Source organism: Bacillus sp. 007/AIA-02/001 (genome assembly GCF_004634455.1).
Taxonomy (GTDB): Bacteria; Bacillota; Bacilli; order Bacillales; family Bacillaceae_G; genus Bacillus_A; species Bacillus_A cereus.
This window is the reverse complement of the sequence record NZ_SEIY01000013.1, coordinates 111017-131186: the sequence shown is the minus strand read 5'-3', so window position 1 is coordinate 131186 and position 20170 is coordinate 111017. Positions and strand designations below refer to the sequence as shown.

Below are 20170 nucleotides of genomic sequence, written 5' to 3'. Positions count from 1 at the left end.
AATAGTAAGAAAAGTGTTGAAATTTACATTCTTTAGTGCCATAATACGAATTACAAATTAATACTTATCCAGAGAGGTGGAGGGAACGGCCCTAAGAAACCTCAGCAACCCCTATGCAATTTTATAGGAAGGTGCTAATTCCGCAGAGGACACGATGTGTTTTTTGAAAGATAAGAGGATTCTTGAACGTGAAAGAAAATGACCTCTTATGTAAGAGGTCATTTTTTTGTTGTATAGAAAGGGAGTGTCGATGCATAATTCATTTTTAAATTAAATATAGAGTAATAAAAGTTGACTAATATGAGAGGGGAATTGTCATGAACAAATTATCAACAAAGTTAGTAGTAGCAATCGGTATTGGAGCAGCATTATACGGGATATTAGGACTTTGGGGATTTTCTATTGCACCGAATACATTTATTAAACCAGCATTAGCTATATTAACTGTTTTTGGAGCATTATTTGGTCCAGTGGCAGGACTGTTAATCGGACTTATCGGTCATACCGTAACAGATACGATTGCTGGCTGGGGTATTTGGTGGGGCTGGGTTATTAGTTCAGGTATTATTGGTTTTTCAATGGGGCTTATTCAAAAAAGAGTTGGTTTTAGTGTGAAAAACGGGTCATTTAACAAGGGGGATATTTCTTATTTAGCAATTACTGGGCTAGTTGGTATTGTCATTGCTATTATATTTGCTGGGGCATTCGATATTATTGTGATGGGAGAACCATTTGACAAAATTGTTATACAAGTATTAGGAGCAACAATTTCCGATGTCATCGTTTTCTTAGTACTTGGATTGCCACTTACAATTGGTTTGGCGAAATCCAATAAGAAACATACACATTTAAAAATTGAAAAGTAGGGATGTTAACATGCAACCAATTATTTCGTTTGAACAATTCACCTTTCAATATGGGCATGCTGTGCAGCCTACTTTAAGTGATATTACCTTTCATATATACCCTGGGGAAAAAGTGCTAATTGCTGGACGAAGTGGCTCAGGAAAGTCGACATTAGCTCATTGTATAAATGGGCTAATCCCATTTTCTTACGAAGGGAATAGTACAGGTAACGTTTTAATTGCCGGTAAAGATCCGAGGGAAGGAAGTATTTTTGAACAAAGTAAACAGGTAGGAACAATTTTGCAAAATCAAGATGCTCAATTTATTGGTCTGACAGTAGAAGAAGATGTAGCTTTTTATTTAGAAAATGAATGTGTAAAGCAAGATGACATGAAAAAGATTGTTTCGGACTCATTAAGAAAGGTGAAGATGCATACGTTTCATAAACAAAGTCCACATGAATTATCAGGAGGTCAAAAGCAAACAGTTTCTCTAGCGGGTTTATTAACAACAAATGCGGATATATTATTGTTCGATGAACCGTTAGCTAATTTAGATCCACTAAGCGCCTTACATACGATAAAACTTATGAAAGATATACATGAACAATATAATAAAACGATTGTTATTATCGAACATAGAATAGAAGAAATTTTAAACCTGGATTTAGACAAAGTTATATTAATTGATGAAGGTAAAGTCATTGCGATAGGAACACCAAAAGAAATCTTAGCGTCAAATATATTACCACGTATCGGCTTAAGAGAGCCTATTTACATCGAAGCATTAAAGAGATTACATTTTGATAGTAATAATGACGTAATATATCCAATGGAAAACCTTCAAAAAGAAAAGGTAAGCAATGTTATAAAAGAGTGGATGGAGAAACAAGTCATATTAAAAGGGAATACTAAAAACAAGGAATTACTTAAAGTGGAGAATTTATCATTTTCATACTCTAATAAACAAAAAGTATTAGAAAATGTAAACCTTTCAATATATGAAGGAGAAATTGTGGCACTGTTAGGACATAATGGAGCAGGGAAATCAACATTAGCTCATAGTCTTATAGGCATAAATAAAATGAAAAATGGGAAGATCTTGTTAAAAGGTGAAGATATTAGTTCTTGGTCTATTCGTAAACGTGGGGAAATCATATCTTACGTGATGCAAAATCCAAATCATATGATTACACAGCCTACTGTTTTTGAAGAAGTTTCATTTACATTAACATTACATAATTTTTCTAAGGAAGAAATTAAGAATAGAGTAGAAGGAACTTTAAAAATTTGTGGTTTATATCCATTTCGTAATTGGCCAATTCAAGCACTAAGCTATGGGCAAAAAAAGAGATTAACAATCGCATCTGTATTAACAACAAATCCTAAGCTTATCATATTAGATGAACCGACAGCGGGACAAGATTATTATCATTATAAACAATTTATGTCGTTTATTAAAAACTTGGCTAAAAAGGGAATTTCATTTGTTTTTATCACTCACGATATGAATCTCGCGTTAGAATATACAGACCGTGCAGTAGTTCTACATGAAGGGAAAATTATTGCGGATAATACAGTGTTTGATGTATTAGGCGATCAAGAAACGTTACAAAGAGCCAACTTAAGAGAGAGTTCTTTAACCAAGCTTGTTAAATTTAGTGGGATTGCATGTCCAGAAAAATTTATGGAGCTTTATTTAGACAGTAATAGGAGGGAGGAAGGTGCATAGTACATATTTTCATCGTATGGATGGGGTAGTGAAATTGTTTTTATTTATTTTTTGTATGACGCTTACTTTTTTGTTTTTTGATTTTCGGGTGTTGCTAATATTATTTATTATTGGGTGTATCGGACTCAGCGTTGCTAAAATTCCATTTCGTAAAATTTTAATTGTTTTTAGTGTCATATTTACATTTAGTTTATTAAACTCTGTCATGATTTTATTTATTACACCAACTCATGGATCTGAATTAACTGAATCATATACCGCGTTTTTACATGTTGGATATGCAACGATTACATATGAAACATTATTTTATGCAGCTACACTTTCATTAAAGTATTTTACGTTATTACCATTTACACTTCTTTTTATTTACACGACAGATCCAAGTGAATTTGTAAGTAACTTAAGTAAACTTGGTATTCATTATAAGATTACTTATGCAATAAATATTGCACTACGTTATATTCCTGACATCCAGTCTGAGTATAAAATTATTAAACACGCGCAAGAAGCGAGAGGAGTGGCTTTTGAAAAAGGAGAAGCAAGTTTATGGGTTCGTATGAAGAACCGTGTTTTAATTTTCTGGCCACTAATCATTCATTCTCTAGAAAGAATAGATACGGTTTCAAATGCAATGGATTTAAGAGGATTTGGAAAGAAGGATAAACGTACATGGTTTTATACAAGTAAGGCGAAACGTGAAGATTTCATCGCTTTATTTGCCGGTATTTTCATATTTATTGTTGCGGTATATTTAAAATTAAACGTATTTCAAAACTTTTGGTATCCATTTTAAAGCACTCTTTAAACGAGTGCTTTTACTTATTTTTATGTAGACATGCTCAAAAAAGGGATATACACATAATGTATAATACGAACCAGTTAAAATGATCAACTACCTATTAGTTTTCAAACCAAAAGGAGGAGAAAATATGAGTTACGGTGGTTCTTGTGGTTTTGGTGGAGGTTTCGCTTTATTAGTTGTGTTATTCATTCTATTAATAATTGTAGGATGCAGCTGCTGGGGCGGAGGATACTAATTTTTAATTAGTCTTCACAAATGTAAACTAAAAAAACATTGAAGATACTTATGTATCGAAACAAATAAAAAAGGAGCGACTATGCTCCTTTTTTATTTGTTTTAATGCGTATTCTTACTATATTTCGGGAACGTAATCGTTAAAGTCGTTCCTTTACTAACGATACTTCTGATTTTTAAACTTCCATGCATCGTCTCAATGATCTTAACAGCAACCATTGTACCTAAACCAGTTCCTTTTGTTTTTGTACTAAAATACGGTTCACCGAATCGATGTATTTGCTCCTGTGACATTCCAACTCCGCTATCTTCAATTCGTATTTCAACTTTACTATTATTGATAGATGAGGAAATATTTAAGGTACCACCATTAGGCATTGCTTCAATACTGTTTTTGATTAAGTTTAAAAAACATTGTTGAAAGTGCTGTTTATTACCAACAATGGTTGCCTCAGAAAAATCCTGTGTAATATGTATCGTATTCATATTACACAATGGCAATATCATATTAATAACTCGATTTAACTCTTGTTTTACTGAAATTTGATCTAATTTTTCTGGAGCAGGTTTGGCAAACGTTAAGTAATCATCGATAATTTCTTGGGCACGATTTAACTCTTCAAGTATATGTTTAATATATTCGTCTCTTGATTCAGGAGTTAAATTTTGTGTTTTTAAAAGCTGTGTAAATCCTTTTACCACCGTTAAGGGATTCCTTACTTCGTGCGATATACTTGCAGCGAGTTGGCTAACAATCTCCATTTTTTCCATTTTAATTAATTTTGAGCGCATTAATACAGCATCTTTAATAACTTCATTTATATAAACAATAAATAACATTAAAGTAGTCGGTAATACCATGAAATAAATAATATACAAATTATTCACTTCAAAATCTGATAAGGTTAATACAATTAAAGTTGTAAATATTGCTAGGAAAAAGGTTAAAAACATGGAAAAAGCTACTTTAAGTTTTCTATTATATGTATTAAATTTTGAAGATGCGAGTGCTGTAACGATGAACATTATTCCGTAAACAACAACTGTCAGCATGTTAAAGCCATAAAATAAAAATCTCGTAATTAATAAAATTGTAAACAATATGATACCGACAGGGAATCCACCATAAAGCGTACCTATTATGACCGGAATTTGTCTTAAATCATGAATACAACTTTCATCCATATAGATAGGGTATCGCATACATAAAATAAGCGGGATACTAGAACAAAGGGTAATCAGTAGTATTTTATATTTCTTTAAATAGTGCCGGCTATCATATATGAAATAAAAAACAAATATACTACATAAAATGTATAGAAGATTATTTAATACGTTTTGATTAATATAAACAAAGTCCATAATATTTGCCTCGTTATTCTGAATTTACTTAACATATGTATTATACATAATAACATATGTTAAGGTGAATAAACCTTGTTAATACAAGATTAGTTTGGCTTTTTGTTATAAAATGCAAACATTCTACAAACGTTAGCTATCCAAAGATATTTTTACCAAAATTTTTTACTCCTTCTTCCTGCATGTTCGGTAAAACATGAGAATAAATCCTAAGAGTTAATGAAATGTCTGTATGACCTAATCTCTCACTGATAATTTTAGGATTAACTCCTTGTTTCAATAGTATAGTTGCGTGTGGATGTCTTAAATTACGAGTTTTAATTTTTTTCACTGCTGCATTTTTTATTTCTTTATAAAACTTTTCCCTGAAAGCATTTCTGCATAACCCCCCACCTGATTTATTGCAATTAATTAAATCTAAATATTGATAAGCAGAACTGATTGGTAATAAGAAACGTTTGCATGAGATTCTAAATAAATATAAAAATACTAAAGGAAAGTAAGGTATGAAAAAACAGGTGTTTCAAGAAAAGTGGACGAGCTAGGTCGTGTAGTAATTCCAGTAAGAGTTTATTTGGGAAGTGGCTTGTAAAACTGATGTTGTTGAGTACATGTGGTAGTAAAAGGTAGATGGACATATGAAAAAAGTAGAAATTGATGTTAGTAGCAACAAACTTTTAATAGTTTAGGACGAAAATGTAACAGTAGTCAATCCACCAATGAGCGGATTTGTTGAGCAAGTTGCGGTTTAGATAAAGGGTAAGGTTGATTGTGTAGATACTAAGTTTACTGAAAAGATAAAATGATTATTTTTAGAAAGATACCCAGACGGATTTAGTCGAGAAGCTAGTCAAAATCGCGTAGATGTGAAGTGAAAATCGTAAAAAAAAGAGTTATGAGTGGAAAGGCTCATAGCTCTTTGTATAAGGGTAATGGTTTTATAGGTAAATATTATTATTAAATTCTAAAAAATTCAATGTTAGTAAATTAATTGGTATGTGATTTGGGTTTTATAGAAAGAGAGCAGCTAACAACAGCTAGCTGCTCTGCAGGTTCTGTAAGACAAAACAGAAAAGAATATTAACAGAATATAGAGGTTTATCCTGGTTGTTTGAACGTAGTTAAAGAAAGAATATCACATACTATCAATTTTAATAAAAACTATCTGTGGCTTTCACTTCTTTATTTTATTCACAAATAGTTCCAGTAGCTATTCCGGTTGGAGCGACACCTACTGGGACATTAGTGATAACAGTATTCGTAGCAATATCAATAACGGAAACAGTATTACTAGCTTGATTTGTAACATATGCTCGAGTGCCATCAGGTATGATGGTTACTTGATCAGGGGATAAACCAACAGAAATTGTATCAATCACAGTATTTGTCGCCACATTTATTACCGATACATTATTGCTAACTTTATTTACAACGTAAATAAGGTTTCCACCCGGTGTAATATCTATGCCAACAGGTTCGGTACCTACGTTAATTGTATTAATAACTGCATTGGTAGCGGTGTTAATAACAGAAACCGTATTGCTGTTTTGATTCGTGACATACGCACGAGTACCATCTAGTGTAAACACGATTATTCTAGGACGAATACCAACAGGGATGGTAGCAATAACTGTGTTGGTAGCAGTATTAATGACAGAAATTGTGTTGCTTAATTCGTTTGCAACATATGCAAAGGCACCATTTGGGGAAACAGTAATCCCTTGTGGAGCGATGCCAACAGGAATAGTATTAATAACTGTGTTTGTTGCCGCATTAATGACAGAAACCGTATTATTACCATGATTTCCAACATAAACAGTTGTGTTATTTGGAGAAACAGCTACACCTATTGGATTAGTTCCAACAGGAATGGTAGCGATAACAGTATTCGTAGCAGTATCAATAACGGAAACGGTATTAGAAAAAATATTAGTAACATAGGCACGAGCTCCATTTGGTGAAACGGTTACTTCAAGTGGTGCATTACCTACAGTAATTGTATCAACTACTATATTTGTTCCGGTGTTAATTACAGATACTGTATCATTTGTAGGGTCATCTATGAGTCCTGCATTTGTAGCATATACTAGGAAATTACATGCAGGTCCGGTTGGCCCAGTAGGTCCGGTCGGTCCAGTAGGTCCCGGTGGACAATCACAATCTCCAGTAGGTCCCGGTGGTCCTTCCGGCCCTTGGATTCCTTGCACCCCTTGAGGTCCAGTGGCTCCTGGTGGTCCTTCCGGCCCTTGAATACCTGACACACCTTGAGGTCCAGTGGTTCCCGGTGGTCCTTCCGGCCCTTGAATACCTGGCACACCCTGAGGTCCAGTGGATCCTTCCGGCCCTTCAGGTCCTTGAATTCCTTGTACACCTTGAGGTCCAGTGGGTCCCGGTGGTCCGGGAATTCCCATTCCGGTCCCTGAACCAGTAGGTCCCGGTGGTCCTGGTGGTCCTTGAATTCCTTGTACGCCTTGAGGTCCTTGAGGTCCTTCTGGTCCTTCCGGCCCCTGAATTCCTTCTACACCTTGAGGTCCTTGAGGCCCTTGAGGCCCTTCTGGTCCCTGAATCCCTGGTACACCTTGAGGTCCTTCCGGTCCTTCTGGTCCTTCCGGCCCCTGAATTCCTTGCACACCTTGAGAACCCTGAGCGCCTCTAGGTCCAGGAAATCCTCTAGGTCCAGTGGCTCCAGTCGGCCCCGGTGTTCCGGTGTTGCTTAATAGCGAACTATTTAAGATTCCTTGTAGAATTAAGTTGAATGTTTGCTGTAATAAGGGGTCTGATATATTTGAACAACTTATAAGTGAAGACAAGCTTTGGAATAGAAATTGGAATAATGCTGAGATTTGAGTGAGGGATGCGGTAGGTAAGGAATTAATTAATTGATTTATAGTTCTTATAACTAAATTTCTATTTGGTGTATTTGGTTGTACTGTTATTAATAAATCATTTAATGCCTGTAATGCTGATTGGAGTATTTGTATAGTTGTTGGATTTGGTGTTGTGAAAAAAGAAAGGATGGCTTGATTTAATTGATTTATTATTTGTAATAATTCTTGTTGTTGAGAATTCGAGAAAAAAACAGGTGTACAGCAATTACTTTGATCACAAGCGGATATAGAAATAAAGCAGGGTTGCTGAAATTTATCACACGGATTTTTGGAATTTGATTTTCGATTATATCTCATAAATACCTCCTTTTAAAAATTGAATATTAAGTAATTTTTGGTAAATTATTAGCAACTGAGTTTGTAGGTATATGTTTAATGTGAAATGTTTTTTCCTTCAAAGTATATGCCAATAAAATAGAGGTGTTCATATGGGATATATAATCAATACTTGGTTGTTAGGAGGATGTTGTAATCATAGGAAAGAAAATGAAGGTTACAAAGTTTATAGGCAAGCGATTGTATTTTAAAAAAGCGTTATTGTAATAAAATTTGAAGTTTATTAAAAAGAAGGAATGAAGGAAGATTTAAAAGATTTTGAAAGATCCATAAAAAAATTCAGTAAAACTCTGGATTCTTCTACACGTATTTTTATTTGTTAATCCATTTAGAAATAATAGGAATTTGTTGTGCCTATTAAAATATGTACTGTTGGTAATTATAACATGAAAATGGATTGTAATAGAATAATGCATTAAAAAGAACAAGTAATAAATTAAACAAAAACTTTATTTTATTATAGATAAATAGGTGACTCAGCAATTGTGCTAGCCGAGTCACCTAGTACTATGGAACCAAATAATGTTCTTTTTCTATATGTAGTTATGTGGAGTTCTTAGAGGCTAGCCCAATAGACAGTTAAGGGATAAATAAAATCATTTTAGAGAGTTTTACATTTTATTATGTTAATGCTACAACAGCAAGAGTTAAGCCCAATGTATTTAATGTATTAGAATATGGTCCTACATTAACAGTAAGAGTACTTGTTATACCTAAAGGTGTAGTGAAAATAGCGGGTGCTGATACAGAAGTGAATCCTGCAGTATATCCCAGAGAAGTACCAGAGCCAATGATTGGATTATTATTCAAATACATAGTGATACCTGCCGAATTACCTCCTGGTTGAATGATAACTTGCACTTCATAGATTGCCAAATAGGTTCTTCCACCTTCAAGTAAAACAGTTGTTGGTGGTGTGAATGAGATTGCCGTACCATTAGAATTTACCACGGTATCTAGTGGAATCGCAGAATTTACAGAGACTATTGATGGGGTAGTTTGAACAACATTTAAACTGTTAGCCGTGGGGGATGGACAAGTGCAAGGTTTGTGAATGTTAGGGTTATTATCATTTTGGTAATTCACAAATAATCAAGCTCCTTTGCGTAAGATAATTTTTTATCCTATATAAAACGTAGCTTTTTTGTATCTAAGTTATTTTTAAAGAGAAGTTGAATATTGTTGGTCAGTTAACTTTTAAAAGTATTTGATACTCTGGAATTTAAAAGTGCATCTGATAAATATATATGAATGTTTTTTAAGGACATTACTGTAAGTTAGGAAACATAATAAAATAGTTATTTTGTTAAATAAAAAAACATGCACAAAAATTGTGCATGTTTAAAAAAGTTATGTCTTGTCTATGTAAATATATGCTTAACTAATATATACCGTGTGTATGTTTGAACAAAATGGTTATTTATTAACAAATATAAAGAGCGCTTTTTAAGATGCTCCATGACCAAGATGTGTATCGAGAAGGATACTAAAAGATTAATAATGAGATGATCATGATTATTGTATGTACATTTCTAATGAATGTGAAATCTTTAAATGCAATCAAAAAGAGCTCGCATATAAGCATGCTCTTGGACAAGAAAGGTAGATTTCTATGAGTGGATATCTCCATACAATACTATATGCTTGTCCAGTTAAAAGGTGAAAAGTTTTAATGAAATCTTTATTTTATTAATTTGTAGGTTGATACAGTTCCCCAAACGAAAAGAACCAAGTAAAAAAGTCTTTGTAGTAGACCTGCAGGTAAGGGGAAAAGAAAAACAAGTGAGATAATGATTGTTATTACTATTAAGTTTAGTAAGCAGAAATATGTCCATTTTCTAGTTTTTTTAAGATTCTTTGCAAAAATAAATAGTCCTGGAAATACAGTAAGCATACCTATCCAAACTAGAATAGAATGTCCAATTAGGTTTACATCTGCAGGAATTAATCCTGAGACTATAGTGGAAACTCCTATTATAATTATAAAAAATGTTGCTATTTTATTAATTTTTGTTTTTTCTAGATGTTGTGAAATATATAGTACTCCAATACAAAATGTTATTCCATTAAGAATAAAGAGTAAATTCATCCAAAAGTGATTAGGGGAGCATATTTCATAAGGAGCTATTTCGTAGGTGAATTCTCCACAGGTTGTTACACCTAGATCACTCATTGCATGATGCAAATAGTTATAAGATGCTGTAGAAGTGAAAATAAAGAAAGGTTCAATTAAAAAGTATAGGCAAGTTGCAATCCAACTAAATAAGCCAATCCTATTTGATATATACATTAGATGCCTCCTTTGAAAAAGGTATATTTCCGTTGTAGGTGGTTGCATTATCAAAAGTGAAAAATTTCAAGTTGAGAGTCGATAACCATTTTTAATAATATAGGGTTTTCTAGACAAATGTGTTTAGCGGAAAGACGTGTGAAAAATGGATGGGGTATAACTTAACAAAATCGTTATTTGAGAAAAAGGGATTAGTTTAGTTTTGATTCTGCTAATCCTCAACCAATTATAAAAAGCAGGCCGAATATGAGAGGGTAAAAAATACACGAAATTATTATACTAGTTATAACGACTTTTTTTGATGTACCTTTTGGAGCGAAAATAATTAAAACCAGTGATACAAATATTAAATAAATTAAATTACTATCACTATAAAAGGTAAAAAATACGATAATAGTTAACAAATTTGAAATGAAACCGAATTATTTTCTCATTACTTTAGCCTTTCTTGGAAAAATAAATAATCCAGATTATACCATGAATGAATAAGGTTTAAGTAAAATTTTAACAAAAACGTTATTTGAATAAAAAGAAGTTAGATAAGGATGAAGAATAGTCATCTCTTATGCTGGGGAGCTTAACGGATATCTAAATGAATTAAGGATGAGTATATGTTGAAAAGAAAAGTGGTTAGTTTGTTTTTGGGAATTACTATGGTAGTTTTATTTTTAAATCCGTTAGATACCAAAGCGTTTAATATTGATAATCAAGAGTTTTATGATTCTTATAATACTTTATTAGCACCATATGCAAGTCAAGTTATCAGAAGGAAGCTTGGACCAGATCATCAGTATAGTTTGACGGACACAAAAATTATAAAAATTGAACGTTTCCCAGAAGAAAACTTTAATTTTATTGTTACAGTTCAATATAAAACTTATATAGGAGCTCATAACCCTCCGAATGGCATAGAAACTATTACTTTTAATATAAATCCAAGTGGAGTAAAGGTTATAAATTTTGTTCATAAAGATGCTTAAAGAAGAAGTAATATTGTTCGTACATTGATGGAAAGGATATTTGAACTGAAAAATGTTATAAAAATTTCATTTTGTAGAAATAAAGAAACTAAAAAAAGAGCACCATGCATCAGTGCCCTTTCAGATAGGAGGTAACACTTTGAGTTGGATACTTAAAAAGTATATGGTATAGAAGAGAAATACGACCTAAAATTTATTATCAACTCAATACAAAAGAGCAGTTAACGAAGGTTAACCGCTCAGTCCTCAGAGAAAGGAAAAAGAACATTACAGATGTCAATGTGAATTCAAGCTGTATCAGCCCATTTATAGTATCGGACATAATTAAAAATTTTATTCGGATAAACTAAAAAAAGACAGCTAGCAAAAGCTAACTATCCTGGTGAATAAGAAGAACGAAATGGTCATTCGTATTCAACCTTGGTGTACTTATATTGTTAACACTTTTTGGAAATTTATTCAATAAAAGAGCGGTTAGCCCAGCCTAACTGCTCCATACAGAGGTAATAATCTAGATGCATAGATATTATATGCCAAATTATTTATTTTATTCGAGACGGATTAAAGAATTTGTCCTTATTAGTGAAATATAGTTAAAGAATCTCTTTAAGAAACAGAAGCAGTAACCAAATAAAAGAGCAGCTAGCAAGAGCTAACTGCTCAACCCTCGACCAAGAGAGCTAGAGTGGGAAGAATTTAAAGCTGACTTTTTACAGTCCTATATAGTATCGGTGAAATATAGAATTTTATTCGTGTGAAACATAAAAAGAGCAGCTAGTAAAAACTAGCTACTCAGCCTTCGGGTATGAAGGGAAATCAGAAACTGTATATACATTATTAACGGAATATTGGGTTTTATTCAGGAGTTAGAGGGAAATGAATAAATTTAGACTGTTCCAACTTGGTTTTGGTCTGCAACATCAGAATCAAATGTGTTTGTTGCACTAACACCGTTAAATGTATTGAGAACAAAAGCAACGTTAGATGAACCTGAACCATTATAAGCTTTTGTATTTTCTTTTGGAGAAACGTTATAAAAATCACCTAAGTTGAAAGAACCGTTACTATTTTGCACAACCATATTTCCGACAATAGATGGCATAGCTTTCACCTTCTTTCCTAGGAAGCATTTAAATTAGTATATGGTGTATGCGTCTAGTGGTTCATCTGAAACTGAGAATTTTGAAATGAAGTTTGATTGAAAATCTAATAAAATAATCCTTTTGAAATTATATAGGTACAATTCACATTTGAGCCGCTTTTTGAATGTAAGAAGGTATTAAATTAATAAAAACGCCTAAAATGGAAAAAACTGTTTTATAAGAAGGAGTGAGAGGATTGGATAATTTAAAGAAAAAGAAACTAAAAAAAGCAATTGCTCGTCGGACAAAGGTTATACAAAAATATGAGAAAGACAGAATAGATAAAGGTTGGAGGAATCTTTTTATACAGACAAGTATAATGAAATAAATATAGTCCGGCTAGAAAACTAGAGGACACCAATTCATTAAAGCAGCAATTCAAGTTGTTTTAATGAATTGGTGTCCTTTTTATTTTGGAAGGGGGAGATAGGAAAATATGAGGGCACTACAAGACTAATTACGTGAGTGGAAAAAGCAATTGAATCAAACAAGAAAGAAAAAAAGATATAGAGTTCAAGTAGTTGTGAGATAAATTGAAAATAGAAATTGATAAGTAAAAAGATAAATAATTAAACATGCGGATGTATTGAATGCAAATGAAATAAAAATTAAATAGGTATATTTTTAATTTTTAAGTTAAGTATAGAGAAGAAATGAATTATCTAGATATTAAGAAAGGATGGATTTTTACAATGAGTTCAAATGAATCAAATTTCAGTTTTACCAGTAACAAAGATATTGTAAAGTACCTTAATGTAAGAAAAGACCCTGTTGATTTAAGAGACAAAATGTTTCGGAGTTACTTGTTTAGTAATGAGGCGGATTTGCCAACGCAAGTCGATCTTCGTCCTAAAATGTCAGGTATAGTAAATCAATGGAATATAGGTTCTTGTACGGCAAATGCAATTGTTTCAGGGTTACGAGAATATCTATTATTACAATCAGGTCGTCCATTTACTTGCTTATCTCGTTTGTTTTTATATTATCATGAACGAGAAATAGAAGGACATATTCAGGAAGATAGTGGAGCGAATGTTCGTGATGGTATGGGGGTTCTTAAAAATATTGGGGTATGCCCTGAAGAGGATTTTCCTTATACCGAGAATTTTAGAGATAAGCCATCACCAAAGGCTGAATCAGATGCTGCACTTTATAAAATTGGAACCTACCATCGTATTCAAGATTTATCGGGATTAAAGGCTGCACTTGCTCATGGATTAGTTGCTGTACTTGGATTTGCTGTACCAAAATCTTTTATGTCAGAAGAAGTGAAAAAGACTGGTATAGTTCCAGTATCAGGAACAGATGATGTAATTGTTGAAGATGGTCAACCAGCGGGACATGCTGTTTGTGCTGTTGGATATGACGATGATAAGCAAACGGTTATTATTCGCAACAGTTGGGGAGAAGACTGGGGAGATAAAGGATATTGTTATTTCCCATATGAATTATTTAAAAATGGAATTGTGCAAGATATGTGGACAGGTCGTTAATTAGAAAAGTGATGGAAGTATGGAAACTACAAAACACGTTATACGTGTTACGGGTAGCATAAAAGAGCTTGAAAAAGATGTAGAAATAAAAGGTGTAATGCATTATCATCTATTAATTAATGATATATCAGTTTTACATACAAGTGGTGCAGAGGTATCGTATAAAGATTATGTACAAGCTATGAAGCAGCATGTGATTTCTTTTGGTAACTATGCATTCTGTCGTTTCTGAAAATGATGCACGCGTAGAAGCCCGTGATTTCTGGAACTGTGGTGACAAGAGTGCAACAGTTTGGGTGGCTGATGTAGAAGTGAAAACAATGGATGATATGCGAGCAGGTACACAGGCTTTTATCGATGAATTATGTAAATTAGGTGCTAAGAAAGTCGGTTTATATGTTGATCATCATATGTATGCACCTTTTGGTTGTGAAATATTTAAACAAAAAAGTGTTAGCAAGTTTGCAAACGAACTTGCTAACACTCATACAAAATAGACATAAATTATCGCTGATATGTCTTCCTTAATAATAGCCATAATCAATTAGAACACACTAATATGAAATGCTCATAAAATCATTCTTGATATACATGATAATAGTATAAACTCTATATTTCTTTTAATAATTTAGGGTTATATCTTTTCTGCATTAGACGCTTTTAACCACGCTTCGTAGAATTCTGTAACTGATGCATACCGTTCTGCTCGATTGTCATTTACAGCACGATACGCTACCGCATATAATTCCTTACTTGCTTCCCATTTTATAAAAGAACGATCTTTTTCATCGCCTAAAAGTGAGAAAGCCATTGCTCCCATATTAAATACATTTGTTCTTTCATCAATTATTGCGTTTAGTTCAAATTCCTCTGGTGACATAAAACGGGAGGAACCCCATAGCCGGCCCATTTTATTTATGTAAGGTTTCTTACTGTATAAATCTATATCACAAATTTTTGTTTCGTTTGTATTAAAATTATATAAAATACTACCGTCATAAAAATCTATCGCTACATAATTTTTCTTTTCTACATAAGTATGGAAAGAAAAAATGGAATGTAAGGAATGAACTCGTTCTATAGTAGATAAATGTCTAAATTTATAAAATGGAGAGTTTGGATTTTCATATTTCTCAGGAGGTGGGAAGCGCCAATGCGAATGAAGACATTCACCATCAAACCAATCGAAAATTAATACATATCCAGATTGAACTGGAAAATGATCAATTAATTTTATGAGCGATTCATGCTTTAAATCTTCATAAATAGTAACTGAATTTTTTAGCCTTTTAATAGCATCACCCGTTGTTCCTTCATATGCAATTGTTTGTGCTCCTGCGTATTTGATAAATTTCTTGTGACCATCTTTTTCTACACCAAAACTTATATTACCTGAGTCTTGCTGGTCAAAAACTGCAAATACGGTACCTAATTTAATAAGCCAATCAAAATTATGATATTCTTTTAATTGGAATGTTACACTATTTAACTGAATTTCGACGGAATTATCTTTCATAGCTTACCTCACATTTAATATAATTAAGTTGTACATTCCACTATTCGACATATTTTATGGAAATCCTATGCTAATAATATGAAATTTTATAAATATAATGATAAATACTTATAAAGAGGTGGATACAATGGATCAACAAATTGTTATTAAACCGTATCAAAAAGACTGGGTTGAAGAGTATATAAAAGAAAAAGAGAAATTCTGTTCCTTGTTAGGACAAGAAATAATCGCTGTTGAACATATAGGGAGCACAGCAGTAGAAGGATTAGGAGCTAAACCTCTTATTGATATGATGATTGGCGTAACAGAATTGCAAATAACTGAAAAGTGGATTGAAGTTCTATCGGAAATTGGATATGAGTATGTTCCAAAAGATGCAACCAATTGGCGTTTTTTTAGAAAGGGAAAATGGAGAGCAGGTACTCATCATTTGCATGTTTATATTTATAATAGTGACGAATGGAGGAACAATATTTTATTTCGTGACTTTCTAATAAGCCATGAATGGGCACGTAAAGAATATAGAGAATTAAAAGAGATGCTTGCTATTACATATGCTTTTGATCGTGTTTCATATACAAAGGCAAAAGCACCGTTTATTCAAAACATAATAAAGTTAGCTGAAAAAAATCAATAATAATTGTCAGTGATATTGAAATTCTCATTTTATTTTAATCTTTCTCTCATGTTCTTTTCTTTTTTATTTGATAGACTGCTTGTTACAAAGCTTTTGTGAGTAAGGAGATTAAATAAAATGGAGAAGATATTAAGAAATAAATATTTTCGTGTGTGTGTTAAAATTATGGGCATTACTATTATTATTTGTAGTGTATTGATGCTATTTATTAATGTTATATACGGCAATGTTTTGAATGTAAAATGGTTAAATAAAAAATTAGGCTCTTTTGGTGAATATGGGGCTATTATCGCTGCTTCATTATGGTTTTTACGCCATATATGGGTGTTTTTAAAGAAGAAAAATATACAAGGATTTAAAAAAGTTAAAGAAGTGTATCTATTTGCAAAAAAGTTTCATGTATTAATTGGATACGCTATAATAGCTGTTGCAATTACTCATGGTGTTTACTTTTTTATAAAAGGGAGTCCTCATATTTTACTCATATACAGTGGCATATTTTCTCTATTAGCCTTAATCGCACTAGGGGTTGTTGGGTTTTATTTACAGAAAATAAATAAGAAAGAAAAATTTATGATGTATAGAAAAGTGCATCAAATCATTGTAATTATATTTGGAATAGGATTATTTATTCATTTAATTGTCTAGGAGGAACTACCGTTGCAACACATTTTAATTATTGAGGATGAGGAAAGTTTAGCAGATTTTCTAGAATTAGAACTAAAATATGAAGGGTATAAAGTAGATATACAACTAGATGGAAGAAAAGGGTTAAGCGCAGCACTTGAAAAGAATTACGATCTCATTTTGCTTGATTTAATGCTGCCTGGATTAAATGGACTAGAGGTATGTCGTCGACTAAGAGCGACTAAAAATACACCTATTATTATGCTGACTGCTCGTGATAGTATTATGGACCGTGTGACAGGTTTAGATAGTGGAGCGGATGATTATCTTCCGAAACCATTTGCAATTGAAGAACTGTTAGCACGTATGAGAGTGATATTTAGAAGAGAAGAACATATTGAAAACAAGCAGGTTTCATTTCTTACATTCAAAGATTTGCAGCTTCAGATTGAATCTCGAACTATAACTAAAGGAAATGAAGAAATTGAACTTACAAATAAAGAATTCGAGTTATTGCTTATGTTTATGAAAAATATTAATCGCGTACTTACTCGTGATGTTTTACTGGATCAAGTATGGGGATATGATGCAATTGTTGAGACAAATATTGTTGATGTATATGTTCGTTATTTGCGAAATAAGTTACATAGTGTAGATAAGGAGGAGTATATCCAAACAGTGCGTGGTGCGGGATATATAATGAAATGATAAAAAATATTATGTTTCGAATTCGAAATCTACCTATAAAGTGGAAACTAACACTTTGGTCCACTACACTAGTATTTATTTTATTCATCTTATATAGTGCTTTGCAGTTTATTGTAATTAATAAGTGGACTATAGATTATGAACAGAAACAAATAAATAGGCAAGTTACGGAAATAGCGGCATATTTCCAAGATAAAAATGATACCCTTTCGAGTAAAACATTTAAAAACAGTAAAGATTTTCTAAACAATATGATTGATAAGCATCAAATGATTCGTATTATTGACATGGATGGGGAGCCGATTATTACTGTTTCACGAGATTTTAATGAAACGTGGATAAAGCCGAAACAGGTTATAAAAGATGAGTCATTTATAAAAAGGCATTTAGAAGATCGAATATTAGTTAAGCGCATACCAATTAAAACGAAAGAGTTTACTGGAACTATTGAACTTACGAAAAACCTAGAGACATTTGATTATTTATTAAAAGTTATTTTAGTGGTAATGCTTATTGCTGGAATATTTGGATTGATATTTAGTTTTTTAGGTGGGATTCTTATAACGAAGAAACTATTATCAAGTGTTCAAAATATAACAGATACGATGAAACGTATTAAAAAGAATGGACTAAATGAACGGGTTCCAGTACGAGAAAATAATGATGAGCTTGCAAAATTATCATTTCTCTTTAACGAGATGATGGATGAAGTAGAAACTTCTTTTACACAACAGAAACAGTTTGTCGAAGACGCATCTCATGAACTAAGAACACCGTTAACAATTATTCATGGTCACTTAGCGATGTTAAACCGATGGGGGAAAAATGATCCAGCAGTATTAGATAAATCTCTTCAATCTAGTTTAAAGGAAGTAGATCGTTTAAATAAATTAGTTTCAGAATTGCTAGAACTATCAAGAGCTGAATCTGAACAATTGCATCCAATAGCAGCTGAGCCAGTTCATGTAAATAGCGTATTAAAACATGTTACACAAAACTTTGTAGTACTCCAAAGTGATTTTCAATTTGATATGAAATTCGGGGATGACGAGGCTTATGTGTCAATGCCATCATCTTACTTAGAACAAATTATTATTATCATAATGGATAATGCAGTTAAGCATACAAAAGAGGTTAATAAATATATTTGCATAGAATCCAGTTTACAATCAGGGAAAGTTACAATTCGTGTAATAGATCATGGAGCGGGAATACCTGAATCCGATTTACCATTTGTTCTTAATCGGTTTTACCGAGTTGACAAAGCGAGAAGTCGAAAACAAGGTGGAAACGGACTAGGTTTGTCTATTGCAAAACGACTTGTAGAAAAATATAACGGAGCTATTAAAATAGAGAGTAAAGAAAATGAAGGAACAATCGTTACGATTACATTACCATGTATAATAAAATAAGCCTTCAAAGAAGGGGTGCTTCTTGCATTCCTTCTTTTTTTACGATCAAATCATTTTGTTTATTTCGAAATTTCTAGTACATTAAAATTATTAAGGGGGAATAATAATGAAAGCTATCGTACATCAATATAAAACTGGGTTTGACGGTGTAGAATATAAAATATCACCTGAGAGAGCACTTAATGATGGGGAAGTTAAAGTGAAATTAAAATCAGCAGGCTTAAATCATCGGGATTTATTTATTATGAATAATAGAAAAGAAATGCAATTACCTTTAATCTTAGGATCAGATGGTGCAGGTATTGTTACGGAAATTGGAAACGGTGTTTCTGATAACATATTACATACAGAAGTTATTATTAATCCTAGTATTGGATGGGAACATGCTACTGAAGTACCGGAGTTACCGGAAGTGCTAGGTGGGCCGAAAGATGGAACGTTTGCTGAATATGTAATTGTACCAGTTGAAAATGTTGTAGAAAAGCCGTCATATCTTACTTGGGAAGAATCAGGTGTTTTATCTTTATCCGCATTAACTGCATATAGAGCGCTTTTTACTAAAGGTAGATTGAAGCGCGGCGAACACGTTTTAATTCCGGGAATAGGCGGTGGTGTTGCTACATTTGCCATGTTATTCGCGAAAGCAATTGGCGCAAAAGTGAGTGTTACTTCAAGGGTAGAGAATAAAATGGAACTTGCTGCAAAATATGGTGCAGATATTTCTTTTCATAGTGCCGGAAATTGGGAAGAGAGCTTACAAGGTGAAAAAGTAGATTTAATAATAGATAGTATAGGTCCAGCAACTTTTTTGAAATATTTTGATGTATTAAAACCAAACGGAAGAATCGTGAATTTTGGTGCAAGCTCAGGAGATAAAATTGAATTACCATTACGCGCGCTATTTTACAATCAAATTGATATTATGGGAACATCCATGGGTAGCCGTGAGGAATTTAATGAGATGATAAAGTTTATAGAAAAACATCAAATTAAACCAATTATTGATAAAGTTTACTCGTTAGAAGAAGCAATTCGAGCACTAAGCCGTATGGAACATGGAGAACAATTTGGAAATATTGTACTTCAAATGAATTAAAAAATATGATTTTGCAATTAGTATATTTAAATGAACATGTTATGTATTCCAAACATGAAAAAAATACGAA

Annotated in this window: 18 protein-coding genes, 3 pseudogenes and 1 riboswitch; of the genes and pseudogenes, 14 read left to right on the top strand and 7 right to left on the bottom strand. The window is 32.6% G+C overall.

Going from position 1 to position 20170, the window contains the following annotated elements:
- Window positions 1-61: 61 nt before the first annotated feature.
- Window positions 62-177: riboswitch (SAM riboswitch) on the top strand.
- 140 nt (window positions 178-317) lie between these two features.
- The 4 genes from ES895_RS21960 to ES895_RS21945 all read left to right on the top strand — a co-directional run bounded on the left by ES895_RS21960 (window position 318) and on the right by ES895_RS21945 (window position 3614).
- Complete coding sequence (locus ES895_RS21960) at window positions 318-866, top strand: ECF-type riboflavin transporter substrate-binding protein (RefSeq protein WP_001038210.1); 549 nt, start codon at window positions 318-320, stop codon at window positions 864-866.
- A 10-nt stretch (window positions 867-876) separates the two neighbouring features.
- The gene (locus ES895_RS21955; protein WP_135238641.1) at window positions 877-2577 is read left to right on the top strand and encodes an ABC transporter ATP-binding protein; all 1701 of its coding nucleotides are present in this window, start codon (window positions 877-879) and stop codon (window positions 2575-2577) included.
- Window positions 2570-3370, top strand: a complete 801-nt coding sequence (locus ES895_RS21950) for an energy-coupling factor transporter transmembrane component T family protein (RefSeq protein WP_098202698.1) — start codon at window positions 2570-2572, stop codon at window positions 3368-3370. Before ES895_RS21955 ends, ES895_RS21950 begins: the two co-directional genes overlap by 8 nt.
- Window positions 3371-3506: 136 nt before the next feature.
- Window positions 3507-3614, top strand: a complete 108-nt coding sequence (locus ES895_RS21945; protein WP_000120182.1) for a YjcZ family sporulation protein — start codon at window positions 3507-3509, stop codon at window positions 3612-3614.
- A 101-nt stretch (window positions 3615-3715) separates the two neighbouring features.
- Here the strand turns inward: ES895_RS21945 and ES895_RS21940 are convergent, their stop codons facing one another.
- Both ES895_RS21940 and ES895_RS21935 read right to left on the bottom strand, forming a co-directional pair.
- Window positions 3716-4975 (bottom strand): LytS/YhcK type 5TM receptor domain-containing protein, encoded by a 1260-nt coding sequence (locus ES895_RS21940; RefSeq protein ID WP_048567660.1) that lies wholly within the window; start codon window positions 4973-4975, stop codon window positions 3716-3718.
- A 136-nt stretch (window positions 4976-5111) separates the two neighbouring features.
- Window positions 5112-5417: pseudogene (locus ES895_RS21935) on the bottom strand (tyrosine-type recombinase/integrase); the annotation flags it as partial.
- A 196-nt stretch (window positions 5418-5613) separates the two neighbouring features.
- Between ES895_RS21935 and ES895_RS21930 the strand changes: the two are divergent.
- Window positions 5614-5727, top strand: a pseudogene (locus ES895_RS21930) (DUF3954 domain-containing protein).
- 435 nt (window positions 5728-6162) lie between these two features.
- Here ES895_RS21930 and ES895_RS21925 read toward each other — a convergent pair.
- From ES895_RS21925 to ES895_RS21915, 3 genes are all read right to left on the bottom strand, one after another.
- Entirely contained in the window at window positions 6163-8160 is a 1998-nt protein-coding gene (locus ES895_RS21925) for a YVTN family beta-propeller repeat protein (RefSeq protein WP_135238640.1), read from the bottom strand.
- A gap of 660 nt (window positions 8161-8820) precedes the next feature.
- The gene (locus tag ES895_RS21920) at window positions 8821-9285 is read right to left on the bottom strand and encodes a hypothetical protein (RefSeq protein WP_001109240.1); all 465 of its coding nucleotides are present in this window, start codon (window positions 9283-9285) and stop codon (window positions 8821-8823) included.
- A gap of 595 nt (window positions 9286-9880) precedes the next feature.
- On the bottom strand, window positions 9881-10489 hold the full coding sequence (locus ES895_RS21915) for a DUF998 domain-containing protein (protein ID WP_000275962.1): 609 nt from the start codon (window positions 10487-10489) through the stop codon (window positions 9881-9883).
- 611 nt (window positions 10490-11100) lie between these two features.
- Here ES895_RS21915 and ES895_RS21905 point away from each other — a divergent pair.
- Window positions 11101-11469 (top strand): DUF3888 domain-containing protein, encoded by a 369-nt coding sequence (locus ES895_RS21905; RefSeq protein ID WP_000919725.1) that lies wholly within the window; start codon window positions 11101-11103, stop codon window positions 11467-11469.
- 886 nt (window positions 11470-12355) lie between these two features.
- Here ES895_RS21905 and ES895_RS21900 read toward each other — a convergent pair.
- The gene (locus tag ES895_RS21900; protein WP_001139345.1) at window positions 12356-12571 is read right to left on the bottom strand and encodes a spore germination protein; all 216 of its coding nucleotides are present in this window, start codon (window positions 12569-12571) and stop codon (window positions 12356-12358) included.
- Between the two features lie 236 nt (window positions 12572-12807).
- Here ES895_RS21900 and ES895_RS21895 point away from each other — a divergent pair, with 236 nt between their 5' ends.
- The 3 genes and pseudogenes from ES895_RS21895 to ES895_RS29825 all read left to right on the top strand — a co-directional run.
- Entirely contained in the window at window positions 12808-12939 is a 132-nt protein-coding gene (locus ES895_RS21895) for a DUF3983 domain-containing protein (RefSeq protein WP_135238639.1), read from the top strand.
- 364 nt (window positions 12940-13303) lie between these two features.
- Window positions 13304-14104, top strand: coding sequence for a C1 family peptidase (locus tag ES895_RS21890; protein ID WP_000097509.1), 801 nt, complete (start codon window positions 13304-13306; stop codon window positions 14102-14104).
- Window positions 14105-14264: 160 nt separating this feature from the next.
- Window positions 14265-14532 (top strand): annotated as a pseudogene (locus ES895_RS29825) (glycoside hydrolase family 25 domain-containing protein); the annotation flags it as partial.
- A gap of 206 nt (window positions 14533-14738) precedes the next feature.
- Here the strand turns inward: ES895_RS29825 and ES895_RS21875 are convergent.
- Window positions 14739-15620 carry a protein kinase family protein gene (locus tag ES895_RS21875; protein WP_000654548.1) on the bottom strand — a complete coding sequence of 294 codons (882 nt, stop codon included), beginning with the start codon at window positions 15618-15620 and terminating at the stop codon, window positions 14739-14741.
- A 127-nt stretch (window positions 15621-15747) separates the two neighbouring features.
- Here ES895_RS21875 and ES895_RS21870 point away from each other — a divergent pair, with 127 nt between their 5' ends.
- The 5 genes from ES895_RS21870 (at window position 15748) to ES895_RS21850 (ending at window position 20100) form a co-directional block, all read left to right on the top strand.
- Window positions 15748-16257, top strand: coding sequence for a GrpB family protein (locus ES895_RS21870; protein WP_000372690.1), 510 nt, complete (start codon window positions 15748-15750; stop codon window positions 16255-16257).
- Window positions 16258-16374: 117 nt separating this feature from the next.
- Window positions 16375-16905, top strand: a complete 531-nt coding sequence (locus tag ES895_RS21865; RefSeq protein ID WP_000411453.1) for a hypothetical protein — start codon at window positions 16375-16377, stop codon at window positions 16903-16905.
- Window positions 16906-16917: 12 nt separating this feature from the next.
- Complete coding sequence (locus ES895_RS21860) at window positions 16918-17592, top strand: response regulator transcription factor (RefSeq protein WP_001163828.1); 675 nt, start codon at window positions 16918-16920, stop codon at window positions 17590-17592.
- On the top strand, window positions 17589-19004 hold the full coding sequence (locus ES895_RS21855) for a HAMP domain-containing sensor histidine kinase (RefSeq protein WP_058839783.1): 1416 nt from the start codon (window positions 17589-17591) through the stop codon (window positions 19002-19004). The genes ES895_RS21860 and ES895_RS21855 overlap by 4 nt, the downstream gene beginning before the upstream one ends.
- A 106-nt stretch (window positions 19005-19110) precedes the next feature.
- On the top strand, window positions 19111-20100 hold the full coding sequence (locus tag ES895_RS21850) for a zinc-binding dehydrogenase (protein ID WP_000644550.1): 990 nt from the start codon (window positions 19111-19113) through the stop codon (window positions 20098-20100).
- The last annotated feature ends 70 nt before the right edge of the window (window positions 20101-20170 follow it).

Excerpts from the sequence above, each read along its gene's own strand:
- ES895_RS21940 (WP_048567660.1), bottom strand. The coding sequence starts at position 4,975 with ATGGACTTTGTTTATATTAATCAAAACGTATTAAATAATCTTCTATAC.
- ES895_RS21945 (WP_000120182.1), top strand. The coding sequence starts at position 3,507 with ATGAGTTACGGTGGTTCTTGTGGTTTTGGTGGAGGTTTCGCTTTATTA.
- ES895_RS21870 (WP_000372690.1), top strand. The coding sequence starts at position 15,748 with ATGGATCAACAAATTGTTATTAAACCGTATCAAAAAGACTGGGTTGAA.
- ES895_RS21850 (WP_000644550.1), top strand. The coding sequence starts at position 19,111 with ATGAAAGCTATCGTACATCAATATAAAACTGGGTTTGACGGTGTAGAA.
- ES895_RS21855 (WP_058839783.1), top strand. The coding sequence starts at position 17,589 with ATGATAAAAAATATTATGTTTCGAATTCGAAATCTACCTATAAAGTGG.
- ES895_RS21905 (WP_000919725.1), top strand. The coding sequence starts at position 11,101 with ATGTTGAAAAGAAAAGTGGTTAGTTTGTTTTTGGGAATTACTATGGTA.
- ES895_RS21890 (WP_000097509.1), top strand. The coding sequence starts at position 13,304 with ATGAGTTCAAATGAATCAAATTTCAGTTTTACCAGTAACAAAGATATT.
- ES895_RS21955 (WP_135238641.1), top strand. The coding sequence starts at position 877 with ATGCAACCAATTATTTCGTTTGAACAATTCACCTTTCAATATGGGCAT.
- ES895_RS21925 (WP_135238640.1), bottom strand. The coding sequence starts at position 8,160 with ATGAGATATAATCGAAAATCAAATTCCAAAAATCCGTGTGATAAATTT.
- ES895_RS21960 (WP_001038210.1), top strand. The coding sequence starts at position 318 with ATGAACAAATTATCAACAAAGTTAGTAGTAGCAATCGGTATTGGAGCA.
- ES895_RS21875 (WP_000654548.1), bottom strand. The coding sequence starts at position 15,620 with ATGAAAGATAATTCCGTCGAAATTCAGTTAAATAGTGTAACATTCCAA.
- ES895_RS21900 (WP_001139345.1), bottom strand. The coding sequence starts at position 12,571 with ATGCCATCTATTGTCGGAAATATGGTTGTGCAAAATAGTAACGGTTCT.
- ES895_RS21865 (WP_000411453.1), top strand. The coding sequence starts at position 16,375 with ATGGAGAAGATATTAAGAAATAAATATTTTCGTGTGTGTGTTAAAATT.
- ES895_RS21915 (WP_000275962.1), bottom strand. The coding sequence starts at position 10,489 with ATGTATATATCAAATAGGATTGGCTTATTTAGTTGGATTGCAACTTGC.